A 20,943-nucleotide genomic window follows, 5' to 3' on the forward strand; every position below is an offset into this window, starting at 1 on the left:
TCGGCCGTCGTTCCGTTCTCCGTGATGGCTGTCGTGCCGCTCTCGCGTGACGGCCGTCGTGCCGCTCCCCCCTGACGGCCGTCGCGTCCGCGGCCCCCACCGGAGCACCGGAGCATCGGCGAGCGATGGTCAGCGGAACCGGTCGGGGGCCCCGGCGCCCACCCGCACCACCTCCGGCGCCCCGGTGGTCAGGTCCACCACCGTCGTCGGCCCGGCCGTCCCAGCCTCCCCCTCGATGACGACGTCGACGGCGTGGTCCAGCTCATCCTTGACCAGCCAGCCCTCGGTCATCGGCTGCTCCTGGCCGGGCAGGATCAGCGTGGTCGACAGCAGCGGCGCGCCGAGCTCGGCGAGCAGCGCCTGGGCGAGGCGGTGGTCCGGGATGCGCGCCCCGACGGTGAGCTTCTTGGGGTGCAGCATCATCCGCGGCACCTCCTTGGTGGCGCGCAGGATGAAGGTGTACGGCCCCGGCGTCACCGCCTTGACCAGCCGGAAGACCGCGTTGTCCACGATCACGAACCGGCCGAGCTGGGCGAAGTCGTGGCAGACCAGGGTGAAGTGGTGCTTCGCGTCGAGCTGGCGGATCGCCCGGATCCGGTCGATCGCGCTCTTGTTGCCCAGCGCCGCGCCGAGCGCGTAGCCGGAGTCGGTCGGGTAGGCGATGAGCGCGCCGCCGCGCAGCATCTCGACGGTCTGGGCGAGCAGTCTCGGCTGGGGGTCCTGGGGGTGCACGTCGAGGTAGCGGGCCATGGGGCCAGTGTGGCCGGGGCGTGCCGGGGTCGCCATGCCGCCCGCTGCCCGGGCGTGCTTGGCTCGGACGCTCGGCGCTCCGGCTCTCCGACTTTGCCAGGCGGCAGTCGCGGTGGCCTCCCACCGTCCGCCGTACGGGGCGCGAAATGCTCGACTTTCACGTTGGCTCGTTGGCTCGCTTGCTGGTTCGCTCGCGGCCGGCACGGCTGCTTGCGTCCTCGTTCTTCGAGCACGCCTGCGTACAACGCGATCTGGTCGTTCGGTACGCCCGACGTGGTTGCCAGCGGCGGCGGCGCGTGCGCATCGACTGACTCAGCGGCGTTCTCCGACATGCAGGCGCAGCGCCGCGGCGGCGTAGTGTGCGGCACCCCTGCTGCCGAACGACTGGTGGAAGTCGGGGTTCGACTCGTACATCTCAGCCATCCCGCGGACCATCGCGGCAGACCGTTCCGTGTCCCCGGCATGGGTAGGAGTGCCGGGGATCTCGGCGAACCACATCAGGTGACGCGCTGCGTGCTCCTGCGCGGGTGCGGAGTCCGGCGCATGGCCGGCGTCGTGAATCTCACGCCACCGCGCCAGTAGATCCTCCGCGTCACGTTTCCATGCCTTCTGCTGGTCGACGCTCTTGCCGTGCCACCACCGGTTCGCGGCCTCGAACGCCTCCCGACCCCAACGTTCGACGACCTCGTCCTCGTACCGGTCGTTGAAACCGTCAAGCATGACGTCCATGCGGGGCTGCCGTCCCTGGCGGCGCATCGCGAGAGTGTGCTCGACGGCCTGGATGCGCCGTTCGAGGCCCTCACGTTCTCGGCCGAGCTGATCGAGATGCACCTCGAGCGCTTCGATCTCTGCATCCTCGTCCACGGGCGCGTCGAGCACGGCGGCGATCTCGGCGAGGGGCATGCCGGTCGCCCGCAGCAGCAGGATCCGCTGCAGGCGGGCCACCGCGTCGGGTCCGTAGTAGCGATACCCGTTGGACCCGACACGGTCCGGTTCGAGCAGCCCGATGCGGTGGTAGTGCCGCAGCGCCCGGCCACTGATCCCGGCCCGTTCGGCCAGCTCGTGGACCGTCCACTCCACCCGTGCTCCCACCTCTCGATCCCAAGCTCCAGCGTCATCAACCGTCGTGCGGCTCGGGCCGACGCTGATCGTTCAGGCCGAGTCGCTCCGTGGCGACGCGAAGGATGTCCACGGCGGGCGTGCGGACGTTCTGCGCCGCGGTGCTGCCGGTCGCCTCGAGATAGGCGCGCGCCAGCCGGACGCCGGCGGCATACCCCGCGCCGGTCGGCAAGCCGACGGGCTCGGCGCCGAACAAGCGTGCGCTTGCGTCGCCATGGACCCAGGCGCTGAAGTTCTGCATGCCGGTCACACCGAGACCGGTTACGACCTTGGCCAGCACCGCATCGTCCGTCCGGGTCTGCTCCGAGACGAAGTGGGTGTACCCAGCATCGCCGTAGAGCTCGGCGGCGAAGACGTCCGCGAGGCCCTCGGAGACGACCTGCTCACCGACCGTGACTGTCGCCGGGTTCCAGACGATCCCACCGGGTGCGTAGCGCACGTTGTGGTGAAGCTCGTGGACGACGATCGCCTCGAGCCGGTCGAGGACCGTCGGGGTCGGCCACACCGTGACCGTGATGTACCCGCTGATCCCGCCGAAGCCCGACAGCCCCTGGACCTCGTCGACGAAGTGCGAGCTGTCAGGGTCACCGACGACGAGCAGCACCGTCACGTCGGGGACCGCCACGCCGGGGACGCTCTCCTGCAGCGCTGCAGCCCCTCGCTGCAGGCCGGTCTCGAGCCGGTTCCAGGCATCGGCCTGGACGAGCGCGTCTACCGCTTCGCGCACGTCCTGCGCCCGCGCGTCCCACGCGAACCCGAAGTTCTGACGATGCACCTGGGCCAGGTCCGCCCCGCCCGGGACGAAGCGGAACATGCCAGCCATCGGTGCCCACATCTCGCGCACCAGGTCGGCGCGCTGATCCTCTGCGGCGTCGAGGATCGCCGTCATCGCGGACGCCGTGTCAAGCACTGAAACCGTCATGGCATGCGACGCTAGACATTGACGCTACGGCAACGTCAAGGCCGCCGCAGCAGCCCTGCACCGCACGCTCCGCCGGGACGCCCCTCGACCGAGAACGTGCCGACGGGTCGGTCAGCCGGCCGGGTGCAGGTTCTCCACCTGCTGGCCGGTGGTGTAGCCGAGCCGGGCGTAGACCCGGCGCGCGGCGTCGTTGTCGGCCCAGATGCCCAGGTGCGCCACCTCGCCCAGGCCCAGCGCGAACCGGGTGAGGGCGGCGGTCATGGCGGCCGCCACGCCCCGCCGCCGCCAGGCCGGCACGACGGCGACCGCCTCCAGGTGCACCCCGGCGCCCGCCGCCAGCGCGGCCGGCGGCGGGACGTCCGCGCCGACGACGCCGGCCAGGGCGCCGTCGTCGGCCCGGTACCCCCACCAGGACAGCTCGGCGTCGTGCGCCCGCCGGCCCCGCTCCGGGTACCCGGCGTCCAGGCACCCGTAGACGGCGCGCAGCCGGTCCGGCCCGGTGAGCGGGACCACGCGGTCCTCCCCCGCCCGCGGCGCCGGCGGGGCCGTGGCGGCCAGCCAGTCCCAGGGCCGGCCCGGCTCGAGGCCGAGCCGGGAACGCTCGGCCGGGGCGACGTGGTCCCAGGTCCCCCGGGTGAGCATGACGTGGTCCGCCCCGGCCGGCCGGTCGACGTCGGCGAGCAGCGCGGCGAGGGCGGGCGGCGACCCGACCCCGACGAGCATCCGCCCGGCGCCGCGGGGCACCAGGACCGCGGTGGCATCACCGGTGTCCCAGGTGCGCTCCGGGACCCACCGGTGCCCATTGGCCCGCAGGAACGGCCACCGGGCGGCGGGACCGAGGCCGCCGTCGGCAGCCGGCTGCGCGCCCGCGTGTGCTGTCTGAGCCATCCGTGCCCCTCGTCGTCCTAGGCCCGCTGGGGCTGCTCCTGGCCGGCCCGCTCCTGCTCCTGCCCGGCCCGCTCCGGCACCCGCGGCTTGGCGTCCACCCCCGCCTCCTTGCGCTGCTGGGGCGTGATGGGCGCCGGGGCCTGGGTCAGCGGGTCGTAGCCGTTGCCGGTCTTGGGGAAGGCGATGACCTCGCGGATGGACTCCGAGCCGGTCAGCAGCGCGACGATCCGGTCCCAGCCGAAGGCGATCCCGCCGTGCGGCGGCGCGCCGAACTTGAACGCGTCGAGCAGGAACCCGAACTTCTCCTGCGCCTCCTCCGGACCGATCCCCATGACCGCGAAGACCCGCTCCTGGACGTCCCGGCGGTGGATACGGATGGACCCGCCGCCGATCTCGTTGCCGTTGCAGACGATGTCGTAGGCGTACGCCAGGGCCTCCCCGGGCGCCTCCTCGAACCGGTCGACCCACTCCGGGGTCGGGGAGGTGAAGGCGTGGTGCACGGCGGTCCACGCGCTGTGGCCCAGCGCCACGTCGTCGTCCTGCCCGGTGGGCTTGAACAGCGGGGCGTCGACGACCCAGACGAAGGACCAGGCGTCCTCGTCGATCAGCCCGGTCCGCCGGCCGACCTCCAGCCGGGCGGCGCCGAGCAGCGCCCGGGCCTCCGTCGGGGTGCCGGCGGCGAAGAAGACGCAGTCCCCGGGCCGGGCGCCGACGGCGGCGGCGAGCCCGGCCCGCTCGGCGTCGGAGATGTTCTTGGCCACCGGCCCGCCCAGCTCGCCGTCCTCCCCGACCGTGACGTACGCCAGGCCCTTGGCCCCGCGCTGGCGGGCCCAGTCCTGCCAGGCGTCGAAGGTGCGGCGCGGCTGGCTCGCCCCGCCGGGCATGACGACGGCGCCCACGTAGGGGTTCTGGAACACCCGGAACGGGGTGCTCGCGAAGTACTCGGTGAGGTCGGTCAGCTCCAGGCCGAACCGCAGGTCCGGCTTGTCGGTGCCGTACCGGGCCATCGCCTCGGCGAACGTCATCCGCGGGATCGGGCGGGTGATCTCGTGGCCGACCAGGCCCCACAGCGCGGCAAGTACCTCCTCGGCGACGGCGATCACGTCGTCCTGGTCCACGAAGCTCATCTCGACGTCGAGCTGGGTGAACTCCGGCTGCCGGTCGGCGCGGAAGTCCTCGTCCCGGTAGCACCGGGCGATCTGGTAGTACCGCTCCATCCCGGCCACCATCAGCAGCTGCTTGAACAGCTGCGGGGACTGCGGCAGGGCGTACCAGGAGCCCGGCGACAGGCGCGCCGGGACGAGGAAGTCCCGGGCCCCCTCGGGCGTGGAGCGGGTGAGCGTGGGGGTCTCGACCTCGACGAAGCCGCGGCCGTCCAGGACCCGGCGGGCGGCGGCGTTGACCTGGGCGCGCAGCCGCAGGGCGGCGGCCGGGCCCGGCCGGCGCAGGTCGAGGTAGCGGTACTTCAGCCGGGCCTCCTCGCCGACCTGCCCGGCGTCCTCGGCGTGCGCGGAGACCTGGAACGGCAGCGGCGCGGCGGGGTTGAGCACCTCCACCGCGGCGGCGATCACCTCGATCTCCCCGGTCGGCAGGTTGGGGTTGGCGTTGCCCTCCGGGCGCTGCGCCACCTCCCCGGTCACCTGCAGGACGAACTCCGCGCGCAGCTCGTGGGCCACCTCCTCGTCCCGGACCACGACCTGGGCGATGCCGCTGGCGTCGCGCAGGTCGATGAAGGCGACGCCGCCGTGGTCGCGGCGGCGGTCGACCCAGCCGGCCAGGGTGACGGTGGTGCCGATGTCGCCGGCGCGCAGGGAGCCGGCGGTGTGGGTACGGAACACGGGTGACCTTCCTCGTTCGCTGGCGCACCGCGAGACGGGCGGGCGCTGAGGGACGATCCTAGTGGCCGGGCCGGCGCGGGCCGCCGCCAGCCCGGCCGCTCGCCGTCGCCGGAAACCGGCTGGACCGCCGCCCGGCGCTCGGCCATGATGCCGCGGTGACTGCCGACGGGACCCAGCGCCAGGAGCCCGTCCACCTCCTCCTCGTCGCTTCCGTCGCCCTCATCACCCTGGCCGCCTTCGAGAGCCTCGCGGTGGCCACCGTCATGCCCCGCGTCGCCGAGGACCTCGGCGGCCTGAGCCTGTACGCCGTCGCGGCCGGGGCGCCGCTGGCCGCCCAGCTCATCGGGACCGCGGTCGCCGGCGCCTGGTCCGACTCTCGTGGCCCGGTCGGCTCCCTGGTCACCGGCATCGTGCTGTTCTGCGGCGGGCTGGTCCTCGCCGGCCTGGCCCCCACCATGGCCGTCCTCGCCGTCGGCCGCGGCGTGCAGGGGCTCGGCGCCGGCCTGCTGATGGTGCCGCTGTACGTGCTGGTCGGCGCGGTGGTCCCGGCCGCGCAGCAGCCGAGGTTCTTCGCCGCGTTCGCCGCGGCGTGGGTCGTCCCCGGCCTCGTCGGGCCGGCGGTCGCCGGCCTGGTGGCCGAGCACCTGACCTGGCGGCTGGTGCTGCTGGTCGTCCCGGTGCTGACGGTCCTGGTCGCCGTCGTGTTCCTGCCCCGGCTGCGCACCGTGCTCGCCGTGCCCGCCCGGACCGGCGGCGGCGGGGCGACCCGCCGCCTGGTGCTGGCCGCCGTCGGCGCGGGCCTGGCCGCCGCCGCGCTGCAGGTCGCCGGCTCCGACCCCGGGCCGACCGCGCTCGCGCTGGCCGGCGGCGGGCTGGTCCTGCTCGTCCTGAGCGTGCCCGTCCTGGTGCCGGCCGGCACGCTGACCCTGCGCGCCGGGGTCCCGGCCGCCATCGCCTGCCGCGGGCTGCTCAACGCCAGCTTCGTCGCGGCCGAGACGTTCCTGCCGCTGCTGCTCGTGCGCGTGCACGGCTGGAGCGTGGCGCTGGCCGGCGTCGTCCTCACCGTGAGCTCCCTCACCTGGGCGGGCGGCTCGGCGGTCCAGGGCCGGGTGCGGGACCCGCGCTGGCGCTCCCGGCTGACCTGGCTCGGGCCGTCGCTGCTCGCGCTGGGGACGACGGCGACGGCGGCCGCGACCGCCCCCGGCGTGCCGCCCACGGTGGTGGTGCTGGGCTGGACGGTCGCCGGGGCGGGCATCGGCCTGGTCTTCCCGGCCCTGTCCGTGCTGGTGCTCCAGGGCACGGCGCCGGAGCGGCACGGGCAGGTCAGCTCGGCGCTGCAGATCTCCGACGCCCTCGGTGCCGCCCTCGGCCTGGCCGCGGCCGGGGCGCTGGTCATCGGGCTGGTCGACCGCGGCGGCACAGTGGCCTACCTGGCCGGGCTGCTGGTGGCCGCCGGCCTGGCGGTGCTGGCCGCGGTAGCCGGGTCGCGGGCGAGCGCCGCCCCGGCGGTGGTGGAGACCCCGAGCCGGGGCTGAGGACCGCGCGGACGCGGGCGTCGGCGCGCTGGTCACACCCAGCCGCGCTGGCGCGCCTCCCGCAGGGCCTCCGAGCGGTTGCGGGCCCCAGTCTTGCCGATCGCGCTCGACAGGTAGTTGCGCACCGTGCTCGGGGCCAGGTACAGGGCGCCGGCGATCTCGGCGATCGGGGCTCCCCCGTCGGAAGCCGTGAGCACCTGGCTCTCGCGCTCGGACAGCGGGTTCTCCCCGGCGCTCAGCGCCTGGGCCGCGAGCAGCGGGTCGACGACGGTCTCGCCCGCGAGGACGCGGCGGATCGCGGCAGCGAGCCGCTCGACCGGGTCGTCCTTCACGAGGAACCCGCGTGCACCGGCGTCCATCGCCCGCCGCAGGTAGCCGGCCCGCCCGAACGTCGTGACGATGATCACCGCGGTCCCGGGCGAGACGCGGCGCACCTCGCCGATGACGTCCAGGCCGGACCGGCCGGGCATCTCGATGTCGAGCAGGAGCACGTCCGGGCGGGCGTCGGCCGCCGCCTCGGCGACCCGGTCGCCCCGGCCCACGCCGCCGACCACCGTCATGTCCGCCTCCAGGCCGAGCAGGCTCGACAGGGCGGAGCGCATCATCGTCTGGTCCTCGGCGATCAGGATCGTCGTCATCGTGCTCCTCCCGTCGGCACGGTCACGCCCAGCCGGAAGCCCCGCCCGGTGCCCTCGGCGACGAGCACGCCGCCGAGGCGCTGCGCCCGCTCGCGCAGCCCCGCCAGGCCGGTACCGGTCCTGCCCGACCGACCCCCGCGCCCGTCGTCGACGACCTCGATCGTCGCCTCGTCCGCCTCCACGGCGACCGTGATCTCGCAGGACGCCGCCCCGGCGTGCCGCAGGACGTTCGTCGTCCCCTCGCGCACGACCCACGCGAACAACCTGTCGACGTCGCGGGGCAGCGCGGGCGGCTCGGGTGCACGCACACGGATGCCGGCACCGGCGAGGGCGTGCTCGGCGTTCGCCAGCTCGTCCTCGAGCCCGATGTTGCGGTGCCCGGCGACGGTCTGCCGCACCTCGGCCAGGGCGGTGCGGCCGATGTCCTCGATGCCCCGGGCGTGCTCGGCGACGGCGTCCGGGTCGGTGCGGGCGAAGCGCCGCACCGCCTCGGCCTTGACCACGATGACCGACAGGGTGTGACCGAGCAGGTCGTGCAGGTCCCGGGAGAACCGACGCCGCTCCTCGGCGACGGCGACCGAGGCGAGACGCCCGCGGGTCGCGTCGAGCTCGGCGGTCGTCTCGACGAGGTAGCCGATGAGGTAGGTGCTCGCTCCCGCCATGAACGCGGCGAACCCGAAGACCAGCGCGTCGTCGAGCGAGCCCGCGGTGAACCCGGTCGTGATCGCGCCGCTGATCGACAGCGCGGCGACGAAGCTCAACGCCCGCCAGCGCCGGATGCCGGTGGCCATCGCGATCGCGAGGAGGGGGTACAGGAACGCCTGGTCGTCGGTCCACCCGACGAGGTAGGCGGCCACGGCGAGCGTCAGCGCGGCGACGAGCAGCTCGGTGCGCCCCCACGGCGCGCCGCGATAACGGAGCACGGCGGTCGCGACGAACAGGGCCGCGACCCCGGCAAGGGCCATCACGTTCCCCAGGTCGCCGCGGCCGACGGCGGTGACGAGCGGTGCGAGCAGCAGCACGGGCAGCCAGGCGAGCGCGAACCACGGTCCGGGGTGCCGCGCGAACCAGGTCAGGAACGGACCGCCGCAACGGCTCGGCGCGTTCATCATTCCTCCGCTCCCACCGTACGCGACGGCCCGGCGACGGCGTGCTCGCTCAGCCGCAGACCGCCGATCAGGATGCCGCCGACGACGACGTGCATGACCTCGAGCACCAGGAGCGCGGCGCCGGTGACGCCGGACAGCGGCGGGCCGGCGAGCGAGACCGCGAGCACGGAGCCAGCGATCACCGTCCACGCCGTGAGCCCGCGGCGGAACCGGCGGAGCACCACGAGCAGCAGCCACGCCGCGGCACCCCCGACCAGCGCGGCGACCACGACGGAGGGCGAGCCGACGGCCTGGCCGGCGCCGGGGACGACGAGCGGTACGCCTGCGAGCGGAGCGGCGACCGCCCAGGCGAGAAGGCCGGCTGCGGCGGCAGCGAGGATGGTGGCAGCCGCGGTCACGCGCCGGCGCCGGACGCCGTGCCCCGGCGAGCTCGAGACGGATGTGTCGGTTGTCTTGGTCATGGTTTCTCCTTTCGTGTCGGCTTCGACGCTAGAGAGCAGGCTCGAGGACCGGCAGGCTCGGGCGTACTGAGCTGGGCGGGACATTTGTCACCGCGCCGACGCGGCCTCTTCCGGTGGGGGGCCACTTCACTTCGGTAGACGAGGCCGACGTCGAGAATGGCAAAGCGGTTGTCAGCAGCAACCGTCCCCGGGGAGCCGGTTGCCACGACGGCTGTTCGCAGCATGACTGGTGGTCATGAGCACACCACACTCCACGCTGGTCATTGGCGGTGGCGGCGTGACGGGGATCGCGTGGGCCACCGGGATGCTTTTCGGCCTCGAAGGCGCGGGCTTCGACGTGCGCGGCATGGATCGTCTGGTCGGTACCTCGGCAGGTGCCGCGGTGGCGGGCCAACTCACCGGCGACCGCGGACTCGAGGAGTTGTACGACCTCCAGGTGCGCGGGGCCGTGCAGGAGATTCCCGGAGCGCTCGGCCCCTCGGGGCTGCTTCGGATGGCACTCCCCGTCGTCTTCCACCGAGACGGATCGAGGGCCCTTCGCGCGGTCGGCCGACTCGCCCGGAGCGTGAGCCGGGAACGCGCCGTGGAGCGTCGGGCCGTGATCGAACAGCGGCTCGGGGGCGCTGAATGGGACACGGGTCGCGATCTTCGGATCGTCGCGGTCGATGTCGACAGCGAGATGCGCACGGTGTTCGAGTCAGGAGGCTCCGCGAGCCTCATCGATGCAGTCGAGGCCAGCTGCGCGGTCCCCGGCGTCTGGCCGGTCGTGGAAATCGGCGGAAACCGCTACATGGACGGCGGGGTGCTCTCGCCGGCGAACGTCGATGTCGCCGGGGAGACCGACCGGGTGGTCGTGATCGCACCGCTCGCGCGCGGGCTCAAGGCATCCACGGCCCCATACCGCGAACTCGCCGCTCTGGGCGTTCCTGGGCGGGTGATCAGTCCAGATGCCGCCTCGAAGTCGGCGACGGGATCCAACCCGCTCGACCCCGCCGCGCGCGCCTCCGCGGCGGACGCGGGGCTTGACCAGGCCCGTCGCGCGGCCGAGGAGCTCGCCGCGATCTGGTGAGCTCAGTGACACCTCCAGGCGGTCCCATGCTCGTGGCAACGAGGTGGTACCATGCTCGTGGCAACGAGGTGGTCCCATGCTCGTGGCAACGAGGTGGTCCCATCACCCTGGCAAGCGACAACAGACAAAGCACAAAGGTGAGCTGCATGTCAAGTGTTTACGAACCTATCAAGATTCCCATGCGCGACCAGGTCGAACTGGCGGGCACTGTCTTCCATATCTCCGGATCGGAGCGAACCTTCGCCGGCACGATCTCTTCGGGTGCTATATGTAGCGCGAAGCGGCTCCGACCGGGTCGAACGTCGTCGCGGTGACCGTGGACGCGCGCCGTCGGGCGCCGGGACCGCGCTGGCCTGTGCCCGAGGTCACCGGCGCCCGTCCTGGGCGGCCCTGGCGCCGCGACGGTAGACTCGGGTTCTCCGGGAGTGCACTGCCCGCCCAGGTCCCCCGGCGGAAGTCGCGCCAGCGGAGGGGCCGTCGTGCGGATGGCGTACGGCCGTCCCGGCCGCCACGCCCACACTCCGTTCGACGATGGGTTCCCGTGACCAGCACCGTGCTCGACCATGCCTCCGACACCACCAGCACCGGCGACACCGCCCGCACCGACGCCGCACCCGCGGTGACCGACGACGCCCACGGCGCCGCCACCACCAGCAACTCCGCCACCCCCGCCGGCGATGGCGCCGAGACTCCCGACGCCCCCGTCGCGCCGGCCTTCGCCGACCTCGGCCTGCCCGCCGACCTGCTCGCCGCCGTCGACGACCTCGGCTTCACCACGCCCACCGCGATCCAGGCCGAGGCCGTCCCGGTGCTGCTGGCCGGCCGCGACGTCGTCGGCATCGCCCAGACCGGCACCGGCAAGACCGCCGCGTTCGGGCTCCCCCTCCTGGCCGCCGTCGACCCGGCCGAGCGCGCGGTGCAGGCCCTGGTGCTCACGCCCACCCGCGAGCTCGCCATGCAGGTCGCCGACGCGATCGGCACCTTCGCCCACCGCACCCGGGGCCTGACCGTGCTGCCCGTCTACGGCGGCTCCAGCTACGTGCCCCAGCTGCGGGCCCTGAGCCGCGGCGCCCAGGTCGTCGTCGGCACGCCGGGCCGGGTGATGGACCTGATCGAGCGGGGCGACCTGCGCCTGAACCGGGTGCGGTTCTTCGTCCTGGACGAGGCCGACGAGATGCTCCGGATGGGCTTCGCCGAAGACGTCGAGACGATCGCCGCGCACGTCCCGGCCGAGCGGCGCACCGCCCTCTTTTCCGCCACCATGCCGACGGCGATCAAGAAGGTCGCCGCCACCCACCTCACCGACCCGGTGCGGGTGGCCGTGACCCGGTCCGCCTCCACCGTCGCCACCGTCCAGCAGACCTACGCCGTCGTGCCGTTCCGGCACAAGAACGGCGCGCTGGCCCGGGTGCTGGCGACCACCGACGCCGACGCCGCCCTCGTGTTCGTCCGCACCAAGGGCACCGCCGAGGAGGTGGCCGTCGAGCTCACCGGCCGCGGCATCCCCGCCGCCACGCTCTCCGGCGACGTGCCGCAGAAGGAGCGGGAGAAGCTCGTCGACCGGCTCCGGCACGGCGCCCTGGACGTCCTGGTGGCCACCGACGTCGCCGCCCGCGGGCTGGACGTCGAGCGGATCGGGCTGGTCGTCAACTTCGACGTGCCACGGGAGACCGACACCTACGTCCACCGGATCGGGCGCACCGGCCGGGCCGGCCGCACCGGCACCGCGCTGACCTTCCTCACCCCTCGCGAGCGCGCCCGCCTGACCCAGATCGAGAGGGCCACCGGCACGGCGATGACCGAGGTCGCCATCCCCACCCCGGCGGACGTCTCCGCGCACCGCGCCAGGGCGCTGTTCGCCCGGGTCGCCGACCGCTCGTCCGCCGGCCGCCTGCAGATGTACCGCGACGCCGTCACCGCGCACGTGGCCGAGACCGGCACCGACCTGGTCGAGCTGGCGGCCGCGCTGGTGGCCCTCGCCGTCGGCGACGACGGCCCGCACCGGACGGACGACGCCGGGCAGCACGACGCCGCCCGCGGGTCCGACGGCGCGGGCGACGGCCGGCACGACGGCGCCCGCCAGGGTCAGGACCGCGGCGGCCGCACCCGCCGCGAGGAGGTCGTGGACGAGGAGGGCACGTTCGTCGCCGCCCACTTCGACGAAGGCTTCCGGGCCCGGCCCTCCCGCGGCCCGGCCGGCCGCGGACCCGCCGACCGCGGCGGACGCCGGCCCCGGGTGGCCGGCACCCGCTACCGGGTCGAGGTCGGGCACCGCGACGGCGTCCAGCCCGGCGCGATCGTCGGCGCGCTGACCGGGGAGGGCGGCCTCGACGGCGCCGACCTCGGCAAGATCGACATCTACCCCTCATTCTCCCTGGTGGAGATCGCCGCCGACCTCTCCCCCCAGGCCACCCGGCAGATCGGCGCCGCGCGCGTCGCCGGGCGGGCCCTGCGGATCCGGCCCGACGAGGGACCGCGCGGGGCGCGGGCGCCGCGGGAGGAGCGGCGCGGGTACCGGCCCGCCCGGCCGACCACGCAGCGGACCCAGCGGCCGCAGCCGTCACGCTCGCCGCACCGCGGCCGCTGACCGCAGGCGCGCGGTCGCTGACCGCGAACAGACAGGCCCGTCGTCACTGTGACGGCGGGCCTGTTGTCTCTCTGCCGTCTCGGCACACAGGGCGACTCGTCGACCCGCCGCCAGTCGCAGTTGCATCCCTCGACCGCCGCGAGCTGCGCCCGTGCGCAACGCCGAGAATGGCAAAGTGGTTGTGAATCACGACCACTTTGCCATTCTCGATGTTTCCCCGGACCTGTCCCCGGCCGTCGGCCACCGGTCCTTACTCCGGCAGCAACGGCCGGGTGGCCAGGAGCGAGACCCGGACCAGCGCCAGCCCGAGCAGCAGGCAGCCCACGATGACCACCACCGACAGCGGCGCCATCACCAGCGCGATCCCGACCAGCGGCAGCATCAGCAGCGCGCCGAGCAGCGCACCGCCGGCCGCGACAGTGACCAGCGGGACCATCACCGTCTTGGTGCGCGACTCCTGCATCACGGCGGGCGGGACGCCCAGGTGGTCCAGCCGGGTGTAGAGCTCGCGGCGGTCGAGCACCTCGGCGGCCTGCGTCACGCCGGTGGAGCAGGCGACGAGGAGGAACGAGGCGACCACGGTCAGCAGCACGCCGGTGCGGATGTCGCCAGGGAGGAACCGCTCCGGGCCGGTCATCTCGCCGGCGTCGGCCATCATCGCCACCCCGGTGCCAGCCACGACGGCGACGAAGCAGGTCGTCGCGACGCCGCCGACCTGCCGCCAGATGGCCTTCGGCGCCTCGGCGATGCTGCGGGCCGCGATCAGGTCGGCCACCGTACGGGCCCGGCGGTGCCGGCGCCGGGCGAGCACGCCGATCACCCAGGGCCCGACCAGGTTCAGCACGCCGAGCCCGACGGCGAAGGCGCCGAGCACCACGAGCACGGCCACCACGATGCTGGTGTAGGACCCGCTGACGGCGAGCACCGCGGCCCCGATCAGGACCACCCCCAGCACGACCCGGGCGGGGTGCATCCGGGGGGCGTCCCGGCGGGTGCGCACCCCGAGCGGGGAGATGACCACCCGGCGCAGCCCGGTGGCGGCGCTGGCCGCGGCCAGCAGCGCCACGGCGACCACGACGGCGGCGACGGCGAGCGGCGGCAGCCAGTACGCGCTGCCGATCGCCTCGCCGCGGAAGTGGATCTGCGCCACGGCCGGGCCCAGGACCAGGTAGCCCACCACCCCGGCGAGCGCGCCGAGCAGGGCGAGGGCGGTGGACTCCAGCACGGTCATGCCGACAACGGCGCTCGGGGTGGCCCCGAGCAGGCGCAGGGTGGCGAGCCGGTCGTCGCGGCGGCGGGCGGAGAGCCGGGCCGCGGACCCGCCCAGGCTCAGCAGCGGGATGACCAGCAGCACGACGGCGATGCCGGCCAGGATCTGGTACATCGCCGCGAGCTCGTCGTCCCAGCGGCGGAAGGACCAGGCGCCGGCCAGCACGGTGAGCAGCAGCGTGGTGGTCGCGCCGAAGGCGACGACGGGCAGCACGATGGTCGCCCGCTCCCCGCCGGCGCGTCGGGCCAGCAGCCAGGACAGCCGCAGCGTGGTCGCCAGGCCGGGGTTCGGCGCGGGGCCGGCCGGGGCGGTCGGCGTCGTCAAGGTCGGGGCGGTGGCGGTCATGAGCGGTACCCCGTCGGCGCCCCGGCCTGTCCGGCCGGGACCTGCCCGGCCGAAACCCCGACCTGCTCGGTCCCCGGCGTGCCGCCGTCGGGCACCACCCGGCCGTCGCTGAGGTAGACCGTCCGGTCGCAACGCGCCGCGACCTGCGGGTCGTGGGTGACGACGACGAGCGCGCGGCCGGCCTGCGCGGTCGAGGCGAGGAGGACGTCGAGGACCTCGGCGGAGGTGCGGGAGTCCAGGGCGCCGGTGGGCTCGTCGGCGAAGACTACCCGGGCGCCGGTGACCTGCGCGCGGGCGATCGCGACGCGTTGGGCCTGGCCGCCGGAGAGCTGGCCGATCCGCCGGTCCTCCAGCCCTGCCAGGCCGAGGGCGTGCAGCCACCCGGCGGCGGCCTGCTCGGCCGCCTGGCGCGGGACGCCGGTGAGCATGAGCGCGATCGCGACGTTCTCCACGGCGGAGAGCTCGGGCAGGAGCAGCCCGTCCTGGAAGACGAAGCCGAACTGCTCGCGCCGCAGCCGGGACCGCTGGCCCTCCCCCAGCTCGTTGACCGGGACGCGCTCACCGGGCAGGTGCAGGTGCACCGCGCCGGAGTCCGGCGTGATGATCCCGGCCAGGCAGTGCAGCAGCGTGGTCTTGCCGGAGCCGGAGGCGCCCATGACGGCCACGGCCTCCCCGGCCCGGATGACGACGTCGACCCCGGCAAGAGCGGTGGTCGGGCCGTAGGTCTTGACCAGCGCGTGCGCGGTCAGCACGACCTCGGGTGCGGGCGGCCGGGCCGGGCTCGGCGGCCGGGCCGCGGCAGCGGGCTGGGTCGGGCTCGGTGGGCGGCCGGCGGCAGGCGGCTGAATCGAACTCGGCGGTCGGGTCCCAGCAGGCGGCTGGGGCGGGCTCGGCGGTGGGGCGGCGGCAGGCGGCTGGGTCGGGTCAAGCGGCTGGTAGCTCATGTGCCCAAGCCTCGCCGCGCGGTCGCACCGCCGTCGTCGGGCCCTGGTCGGGATTACCGACGGCGCCCGTCATCCTGGGGGCGGACGCGGGAGTCCGTCCACGGGCGGGAAGTGTCCCGGCGAGCGGCCCCGACCGGCGGCGCGGCAGGCCCGGCTCCTCCGGACTCCGGCGCAGCTCGGGTGTGGCAACGGTCTACGGTCAGCCGGAGGGCCTCGCAGCGCGGACGGAGCCTGCGGTCAGCCCGACAGCGCCCGCAGCGCCCGGACGAACCGGGCGTACTCCGCCAGCTGGGCCTGCAGCGGATCCACGACCTGGGCCTGCACCGTGGCGGCGACCACCTCCCGGAGCCGGCGCGCGACCCGCCGGGCCCGGCGGCGCGCGCCCACCCGGGCCGCCAGCCCGCCGACCAGCGCCAGCAGCAGGCCCCCGGCGACGCCGCCGCCGAGCAGCACGGTCGGCCACGGCAGCGGGCCGAGCTCCGGGGTCCGCGGCGGCGGCAGCCGCAGGTAGTCCAGCCCGGCCAGGGCGAGCAACCACCCGCCGCCCACCACGGCGGCGGCGAGGAAGAGCCACTGCAGGACCCCGAGGAAGCGCCACCACGCCGGCCGGCGGTCCTGCTCCAGCTCGGTGCCGGCGATCTGCTGGTCCAGGGCGTCCACCAGCGGCGGGACCCGGGCCTCGACGTCCTGGAGCACGTCCGCCCGCCAGGACTCCGGCAGCCGGGTGGTGGCGGTCGCGGCCAGGGCGTGCGCGGCCGCCCGGACGGCAGCCTCCTGCACCGGGGTGGGCCCGGGCAGCGAGGTGCGGGCCAGGCCGGCGTCCGCCGCCCGGTCGCCCAGGTGCAGCCGGCGCAGCGGGTCCGGCCGCAGCCGGCCGAGCCAGCGCACCGGCGGCCAGCCCACGTGCCGCCGGGCGGCCCGCAGGTAGCTGCCGCGGGCGGCGTCGTGCACCGCGTCCACCCCGGCCGCCTGGGCGGCGGCGTCTACCAGCCGGGCGACCGGTCGCTCGCCGACGGTCTCCGGCGGCGGGTCGCCGTCGACCTCGGCCACCCGGGCCAGCTGGGCGGCGGCGGTGCGCACGTCCGCGGCCAGGCGCTGCTGAGCGGCCCGGGTGGTGGCGACGACGGCGGTGATCTGGGCGCGCAGCGCGTCCACCCCGGTGCCCTCCCGGGCGGAGACGGGCAGCACGTCCACCCCGGCCAGCCCGTCCCGGGCGAGCAGCCCGGCCAGGTCCGCGAGCACCCGGTCCAGGTCCGCGCGGTCCAGGGTGTCGACCTGGTTGAGCACGACCAGGGTCACCTCGGCGTGCGCGGCCATCGGTGCGAGGTAGTCGCGGTGGACGATGGCGTCGGCGTACTTCTGCGGGTCGAGCACCCAGACCAGCACGTCGACGGCGCCGGCCAGCCGGGCGGCGGTGCGGCGGTGGTCGACGGCGGTGGAGTCGATGTCCGGCAGGTCCAGCAGCACCAGCCCGGCCGGGTCGGCCGCGCCGGTCCCGCCCGCACCCGCCCCGCCGCCCCGGCCGTTCGCGCCGTCGCCGGCCCGGCCCGGGCGACCGTTCCCGCCCGCGCGGTCATTCCCGCCGGCGCGGCCCCCGCCCGCGCGGCCGTCCGCCGGCGGGCCCGACCCGGCCGGGACCTGGGTGCGCTCGGCGACGCCGAGCCAGTCCAGCAGGTCCGCGGCGTCGTCGGCGCCCCACACCGCCGCAAGCGGCCGGGAGGTGGTCGGCCGGCGGGCCGCGACCCGGGCGACGTCGCGCCCCACGAGGGCGTTGAACAGGGAGGACTTGCCCGAGCCGGTGGCGCCCAGGAGCGCGACGACGGTGCGGCCGGCGGCGAGGTTCTGGCGCCGCTCGGCGCGGGCCAGCAGCGCCTCGGTGGCCTCCACCGGGCCGGCGGGCAGGTGGGCCGCGCCGAGGTCGACGGCCTCGCGCAGGGCGGCCAGGTCCGCGGGCAGGGCGGCGGCGGCGTCGGCGTGGCGGCGCTGGCGCCTCACAGCCCGGCCTCCGCCCGGCGGGCGGCCCGGACGGCGGTGACGGTGGCGTCGATCCGGTCGGTGGCGGCTGCGTCGATCGCCAGGCCGGCCAGCGCCTGCCGGTAGGCCTCGGCCTGCGCGGCGAGGTAGCTGCCGGCGCGGGCGTGCAGGTCCTCCCGGGCCCGGCGGGCCATCCGGCGCACCGCGTCGTCGCCGAACACCGCCTCGAGGATCTTCTGGGCGACGACGGCGGTGCCGCCGGCGATGGCGATCTCGGCGCCGGTCAGCCCGGCGGTCGAGGCGAACATGACCACCATGAGCGCGATGCCCAGGCCGTTGACGCCGAAGGACAGCATCCGGGCGGTGAAGCGCTTGTCGGCGCCCTCGTTGCGGACCATGGCGAGCAGGTCGCCCTGCCACTGCCGCACCTGGGTGGCGGCGGCGGCGTGCAGCTCCTCCTCGGTGGCCAGGGCCGCCGTCGCCTGGGCGAGCAAGGCCCGCGCGCCGGGCTCCAGCCGCCAGACGTGGTCGACGTCGGCGGCGGCCCGCTCGGCCTCGGCCACCAGCAGCGTCTGCAGCCCGCTGCCGATCGCCTCCTCCACCTGCTCGGTCGGCGCGGGCCGGCCGCGCAGGAAGCTCCCCACCCGGTCCCGCACCCGGCCCACCTGCGCCTCCACGCTGCGGAAGAACTCCCCGGTGCCGACGAACTCCTGCCAGCGGGCGAGGACCTCCCCGCGCAGCATCGCGCCGTCGGCGGTGGCGGCCATGATCCGCTGGTGGGCCTGGGCGTACGCCTCGTCCACGCGCCCGGCCAGGGCGACGAGCGCCGCGGTCTGCGCCTGGGTGCCCTCGGCGACCAGCAGGGCGCGGCCGAGCACCGCGTCGACCGCCCCGCCGAGGGTCTGGCGCGCCACCGAGGCGCGCGAGCCGGCGTCGGCCGAGATGCCGCGCAGCCAGCCCTGCAGGGCGGCGACGTCGGCGGCCGGCAGGAACCCGTCCGGGCCCAGCTCGGTCTCCCCCACGACGAACAGCGGCGCCCGGCCCAGGCCCTCGTCCTCCAGCCGGGCGGCCAGGTCCTGGCGGACCTCGGCGCTCACCCCCGGCGGCACCCGGTCCAGCACGACGGCGACGACGACCCGCCGGTCCGCGGCCTCAGTCAGCAGCGCCCACGGGACGGCGTCGCCGTAGCGGGCGGCAGTGGTGACGAAGACCCACAGGTCGGCGGCGGCGAGGAGCTGGGTGGCGAGCTGGCGGTTCTCGGCCACCACGGAGTCGATGTCTGGGGCGTCGAGCAGGGCCAGGCCCCGGGGCAGGGCGGCCGAGGCGCGCAGCTCCAGCTCGCCGGTGGGGGACGGCGCGGGGTCGGCGGGCGCGGTTCCGGCGGGGGCGGGCGCGGTGCCGGCGGGCGCGGACGCGGTTCCGGCGGGAGCGGACGCAGTCCCGGCGGGGGCGGGCGCGGTGCCGGCGAGGGCTGGCGCCGTTCCGGCCGGCGCACCGGCACCGGCCCGCGCGGTCGGCGTCGTCGGCGCGCTCCCCGGCGCCGGCCGCACCCGGGCCAGGCCGGGCAGGATCCGGTCGTCGGTGAACCAGGCGGCGTCCTCGGGATGGTGCACCAGCAGCGGGCGGCGGGTGGTGGGCCGGATCGCCGAGGCGGTGGCGACGTGCTCACGCAGGAGGGAGTTGACGAGGGTGGACTTCCCCGCCCCGGTCGAGCCGCCGACGACGGCGAGCAGGGGCGCCTCGAGCTGCTCGTAGCGGGGGATGACGTAGTCGGTGAGCTGGTCCAGCACCTCGGCGCGGTCGCCGCGCGCGGCGGCCGCGCCCTCGACGTCCAGCGGCAGACGGACCTCCGCCAGCACGGCCCGCAGCTCAGTGAGCGCGCCCAGGACGGCGCGGGCGCCGTCGCCCGTGCCCGCCGGGACCGACACGGTCATCACGCCTCCGGGGCCAGGCCGGGCAGCACCCGGGGCCACCGGTCCGCCGACGGCGGCTCCCAGGTGGCGGCGTCGGCCGGGACCTGCTCCCCGGACCGGATGTCCTTGACCTCGTCCCCGCCGTGGCCGCCGTCGCCCGCGGCGTCAACGCCCGCGCCGCCGTCGTCACCGACGTCACCACCGCCGGCGCCACCGCCGGCCGCCGCGCCGGCCCCCGGGAACCAGACGAAGGGGATGCCGCGCCGGTCGGCGTGGCGGATCTGCCGGCCGAGCTTGGCGGCGGTGGGGGCGACGTCGGCCGGGATCCCGCGGGCGCGCAGCGCGGCCGCGACCCGGTCGCTGGCGCCACGGTGCTCCTCGTCGGTGACGGCGACCAGGACGGCGGTGGGCACCGTCCGGGTTGGGGTGGCCAGGCCGTCGCCCAGCACGCGGGCGAGGAGGCGGGAGACCCCGATGGACAGCCCGACCCCGGGGTAGGTGCGGCGGCCGTCGGTGGCCAGGGAGTCGTACCGGCCGCCGGAGCAGATCGACCCCAGGTTCTCGTGCCCGACCAGGGTCGTCTCGTAGACGCTGCCGGTGTAGTAGTCCAGACCGCGGGCGATCCGCAGGTCCGCGACGACGGTGCCGGGGCTGCGCTCGGCGGCCGCCTCCAGCAGGGCGACCAGCTCGCCCAGGCCCTCCTCCAGCAGGGCCGAGCGGGCCCCGAGGGCCAGGACCTGGTCGGCGACGGCGGCGTCGGTCCCGCTGATCCCGGCCAGGGCCAGCGCCCGCTCGGCCTGCTCGGCGGTGGCCCCGGCCTCGTCCTGCAGGGCCCGGGCGACGGCGGCCGGGCCGATCTTGTCCAGCTTGTCGATGACCCGCAGGGCCGCGGCGATGTCGGTCAGGCCGATCGCCTCGTAGAAGCCCTGGGCGACCTTGCGGTTGTTGACGCTGACCCGGACCGGGGGGATGGGCAGCGCGGCGAGGGCCTCGGCCATCACCAGCGGCAGCTCGACCTCGAAGTGGAAGGGCAGGGTGTCGGCGCCGACGACGTCGATGTCGGCCTGGGTGAACTCCCGGAACCGGCCGTCCTGGGGCCGCTCGCCGCGCCAGACCTTCTGGATCTGGTAGCGCTTGAACGGGAAGGACAGCTGGCCGGCGTGCTCCAGGACGTAGCGGGCGAGGGGCACCGTGAGGTCGAAGTGCAGCCCGAGCTGCTTGTCCGGGTCGGTCCGGTCGTCCTCGTCCTCCTCCTGCAGCCGGCGCAGGACGTAGACCTCCTTGGACGTCTCGCCCTTGCGGAGCAATTCCGAGAGCGGCTCGACCGCACGGGTCTCGATGCTGGCGAACCCGTGCAGTTCGAAGGTCCGGCGCAGGGAGTCCAGCACGTGGTTCTCCACGACGCGGCCGCCGGGCAGCCACTCGGGGAAGCCGGACAGGGAGGACGCACGTGCCATGGCGTCGATCCTTCCATCCCGGCGCGGCCGCGGGCGATTCGGCACGACGGGTGGACGGGCGACGGTGGCGTCGGGGTCGGGGGGCAGGCAGGTCAGCGGCGGGTCGGGTGACACGCGTGCGTCC

General features: G+C 75.6%; 16 protein-coding genes. 3 read left to right on the forward strand and 13 right to left on the reverse strand.

Translation table 11 applies throughout. From position 1 onward, the window contains the following. Window positions 1-129 precede the first annotated feature (129 nt). The 5 genes from MF406_RS09450 to aspS all read right to left on the reverse strand — a co-directional run bounded on the left by MF406_RS09450 (window position 130) and on the right by aspS (window position 5,517). A complete protein-coding gene (locus MF406_RS09450; RefSeq protein WP_242892388.1) occupies window positions 130-750 on the reverse strand; it encodes an L-threonylcarbamoyladenylate synthase in 621 nt (206 codons plus the stop codon). A gap of 312 nt (window positions 751-1,062) precedes the next feature. Then, on the reverse strand, window positions 1,063-1,830 hold the full coding sequence (locus tag MF406_RS09455; protein WP_242892391.1) for a MerR family transcriptional regulator: 768 nt from the start codon (window positions 1,828-1,830) through the stop codon (window positions 1,063-1,065). 37 nt (window positions 1,831-1,867) lie between these two features. Beyond that, complete coding sequence (locus MF406_RS09460) at window positions 1,868-2,791, reverse strand: DUF2268 domain-containing protein (protein WP_242892394.1); 924 nt, start codon at window positions 2,789-2,791, stop codon at window positions 1,868-1,870. Window positions 2,792-2,902: 111 nt separating this feature from the next. Beyond that, window positions 2,903-3,679, reverse strand: a complete 777-nt coding sequence (locus MF406_RS09465) for a GNAT family N-acetyltransferase (RefSeq protein WP_242892397.1) — start codon at window positions 3,677-3,679, stop codon at window positions 2,903-2,905. A gap of 17 nt (window positions 3,680-3,696) precedes the next feature. Further along, the gene (gene aspS, locus MF406_RS09470) at window positions 3,697-5,517 is read right to left on the reverse strand and encodes an aspartate--tRNA ligase (protein ID WP_242892400.1); all 1,821 of its coding nucleotides are present in this window, start codon (window positions 5,515-5,517) and stop codon (window positions 3,697-3,699) included. 155 nt (window positions 5,518-5,672) lie between these two features. Between aspS and MF406_RS09475 the strand changes: the two genes are divergently transcribed. Then, a complete protein-coding gene (locus MF406_RS09475) occupies window positions 5,673-7,052 on the forward strand; it encodes an MFS transporter (RefSeq protein ID WP_242892403.1) in 1,380 nt (459 codons plus the stop codon). A 32-nt stretch (window positions 7,053-7,084) separates the two neighbouring features. Here the strand turns inward: MF406_RS09475 and MF406_RS09480 are convergent, their stop codons facing one another. From MF406_RS09480 to MF406_RS09490, 3 genes are read right to left on the reverse strand one after another with little or no spacing between them, the layout of a single operon-like run. Beyond that, a complete protein-coding gene (locus tag MF406_RS09480) occupies window positions 7,085-7,690 on the reverse strand; it encodes a response regulator transcription factor (RefSeq protein WP_242892406.1) in 606 nt (201 codons plus the stop codon). Then, a complete protein-coding gene (locus MF406_RS09485) occupies window positions 7,687-8,799 on the reverse strand; it encodes a sensor histidine kinase (protein WP_242892408.1) in 1,113 nt (370 codons plus the stop codon). The genes MF406_RS09480 and MF406_RS09485 overlap by 4 nt, the downstream gene beginning before the upstream one ends. Further along, window positions 8,799-9,260, reverse strand: a complete 462-nt coding sequence (locus tag MF406_RS09490; RefSeq protein WP_242892409.1) for a DUF6069 family protein — start codon at window positions 9,258-9,260, stop codon at window positions 8,799-8,801. Before MF406_RS09490 ends, MF406_RS09485 begins: the two co-directional genes overlap by 1 nt. A gap of 235 nt (window positions 9,261-9,495) precedes the next feature. On the opposite strand from MF406_RS09490, the gene MF406_RS09495 reads away from it, so the two are divergent. Continuing rightward, window positions 9,496-10,329, forward strand: a complete 834-nt coding sequence (locus tag MF406_RS09495) for a patatin-like phospholipase family protein (RefSeq protein WP_242892412.1) — start codon at window positions 9,496-9,498, stop codon at window positions 10,327-10,329. Window positions 10,330-10,870: 541 nt separating this feature from the next. After that, entirely contained in the window at window positions 10,871-12,916 is a 2,046-nt protein-coding gene (locus MF406_RS09500; protein ID WP_371744452.1) for a DEAD/DEAH box helicase, read from the forward strand. A gap of 250 nt (window positions 12,917-13,166) precedes the next feature. Here MF406_RS09500 and MF406_RS09505 read toward each other — a convergent pair whose 3' ends face one another. From MF406_RS09505 to hisS, 5 genes are all read right to left on the reverse strand, one after another. Continuing rightward, entirely contained in the window at window positions 13,167-14,531 is a 1,365-nt protein-coding gene (locus tag MF406_RS09505; RefSeq protein ID WP_242892415.1) for an FtsX-like permease family protein, read from the reverse strand. Next, window positions 14,528-15,283, reverse strand: a complete 756-nt coding sequence (locus MF406_RS09510) for an ABC transporter ATP-binding protein (protein ID WP_242892418.1) — start codon at window positions 15,281-15,283, stop codon at window positions 14,528-14,530. Before MF406_RS09510 ends, MF406_RS09505 begins: the two co-directional genes overlap by 4 nt. 429 nt (window positions 15,284-15,712) lie before the next feature. Further along, window positions 15,713-17,470, reverse strand: a complete 1,758-nt coding sequence (locus MF406_RS09515; RefSeq protein WP_242892429.1) for a GTPase — start codon at window positions 17,468-17,470, stop codon at window positions 15,713-15,715. After that, complete coding sequence (locus MF406_RS09520) at window positions 17,467-19,383, reverse strand: GTPase domain-containing protein (RefSeq protein WP_242892431.1); 1,917 nt, start codon at window positions 19,381-19,383, stop codon at window positions 17,467-17,469. The genes MF406_RS09515 and MF406_RS09520 overlap by 4 nt, the downstream gene beginning before the upstream one ends. Beyond that, complete coding sequence (gene hisS, locus MF406_RS09525) at window positions 19,383-20,819, reverse strand: histidine--tRNA ligase (RefSeq protein ID WP_242892433.1); 1,437 nt, start codon at window positions 20,817-20,819, stop codon at window positions 19,383-19,385. The genes MF406_RS09520 and hisS overlap by 1 nt, the downstream gene beginning before the upstream one ends. Window positions 20,820-20,943 lie beyond the last annotated feature (124 nt).

The sequence above is a fragment of the Georgenia sp. TF02-10 genome (assembly GCF_022759505.1).
In the GTDB taxonomy this organism is placed as follows: Bacteria; Actinomycetota; Actinomycetes; order Actinomycetales; family Actinomycetaceae; genus TF02-10.

Coding starts and splice junctions, on each gene's coding strand:
- MF406_RS09460 (WP_242892394.1), bottom strand. CDS start 2,791: ATGACGGTTTCAGTGCTTGACACGGCGTCCGCGATGACGGCGATCCTC.
- hisS (WP_242892433.1), bottom strand. CDS start 20,819: ATGGCACGTGCGTCCTCCCTGTCCGGCTTCCCCGAGTGGCTGCCCGGC.
- MF406_RS09480 (WP_242892406.1), bottom strand. CDS start 7,690: ATGACGACGATCCTGATCGCCGAGGACCAGACGATGATGCGCTCCGCC.
- MF406_RS09485 (WP_242892408.1), bottom strand. CDS start 8,799: ATGAACGCGCCGAGCCGTTGCGGCGGTCCGTTCCTGACCTGGTTCGCG.
- MF406_RS09450 (WP_242892388.1), bottom strand. CDS start 750: ATGGCCCGCTACCTCGACGTGCACCCCCAGGACCCCCAGCCGAGACTG.
- MF406_RS09520 (WP_242892431.1), bottom strand. CDS start 19,383: ATGACCGTGTCGGTCCCGGCGGGCACGGGCGACGGCGCCCGCGCCGTC.
- MF406_RS09465 (WP_242892397.1), bottom strand. CDS start 3,679: ATGGCTCAGACAGCACACGCGGGCGCGCAGCCGGCTGCCGACGGCGGC.
- MF406_RS09490 (WP_242892409.1), bottom strand. CDS start 9,260: ATGACCAAGACAACCGACACATCCGTCTCGAGCTCGCCGGGGCACGGC.
- MF406_RS09495 (WP_242892412.1), top strand. CDS start 9,496: ATGAGCACACCACACTCCACGCTGGTCATTGGCGGTGGCGGCGTGACG.
- MF406_RS09505 (WP_242892415.1), bottom strand. CDS start 14,531: ATGACCGCCACCGCCCCGACCTTGACGACGCCGACCGCCCCGGCCGGC.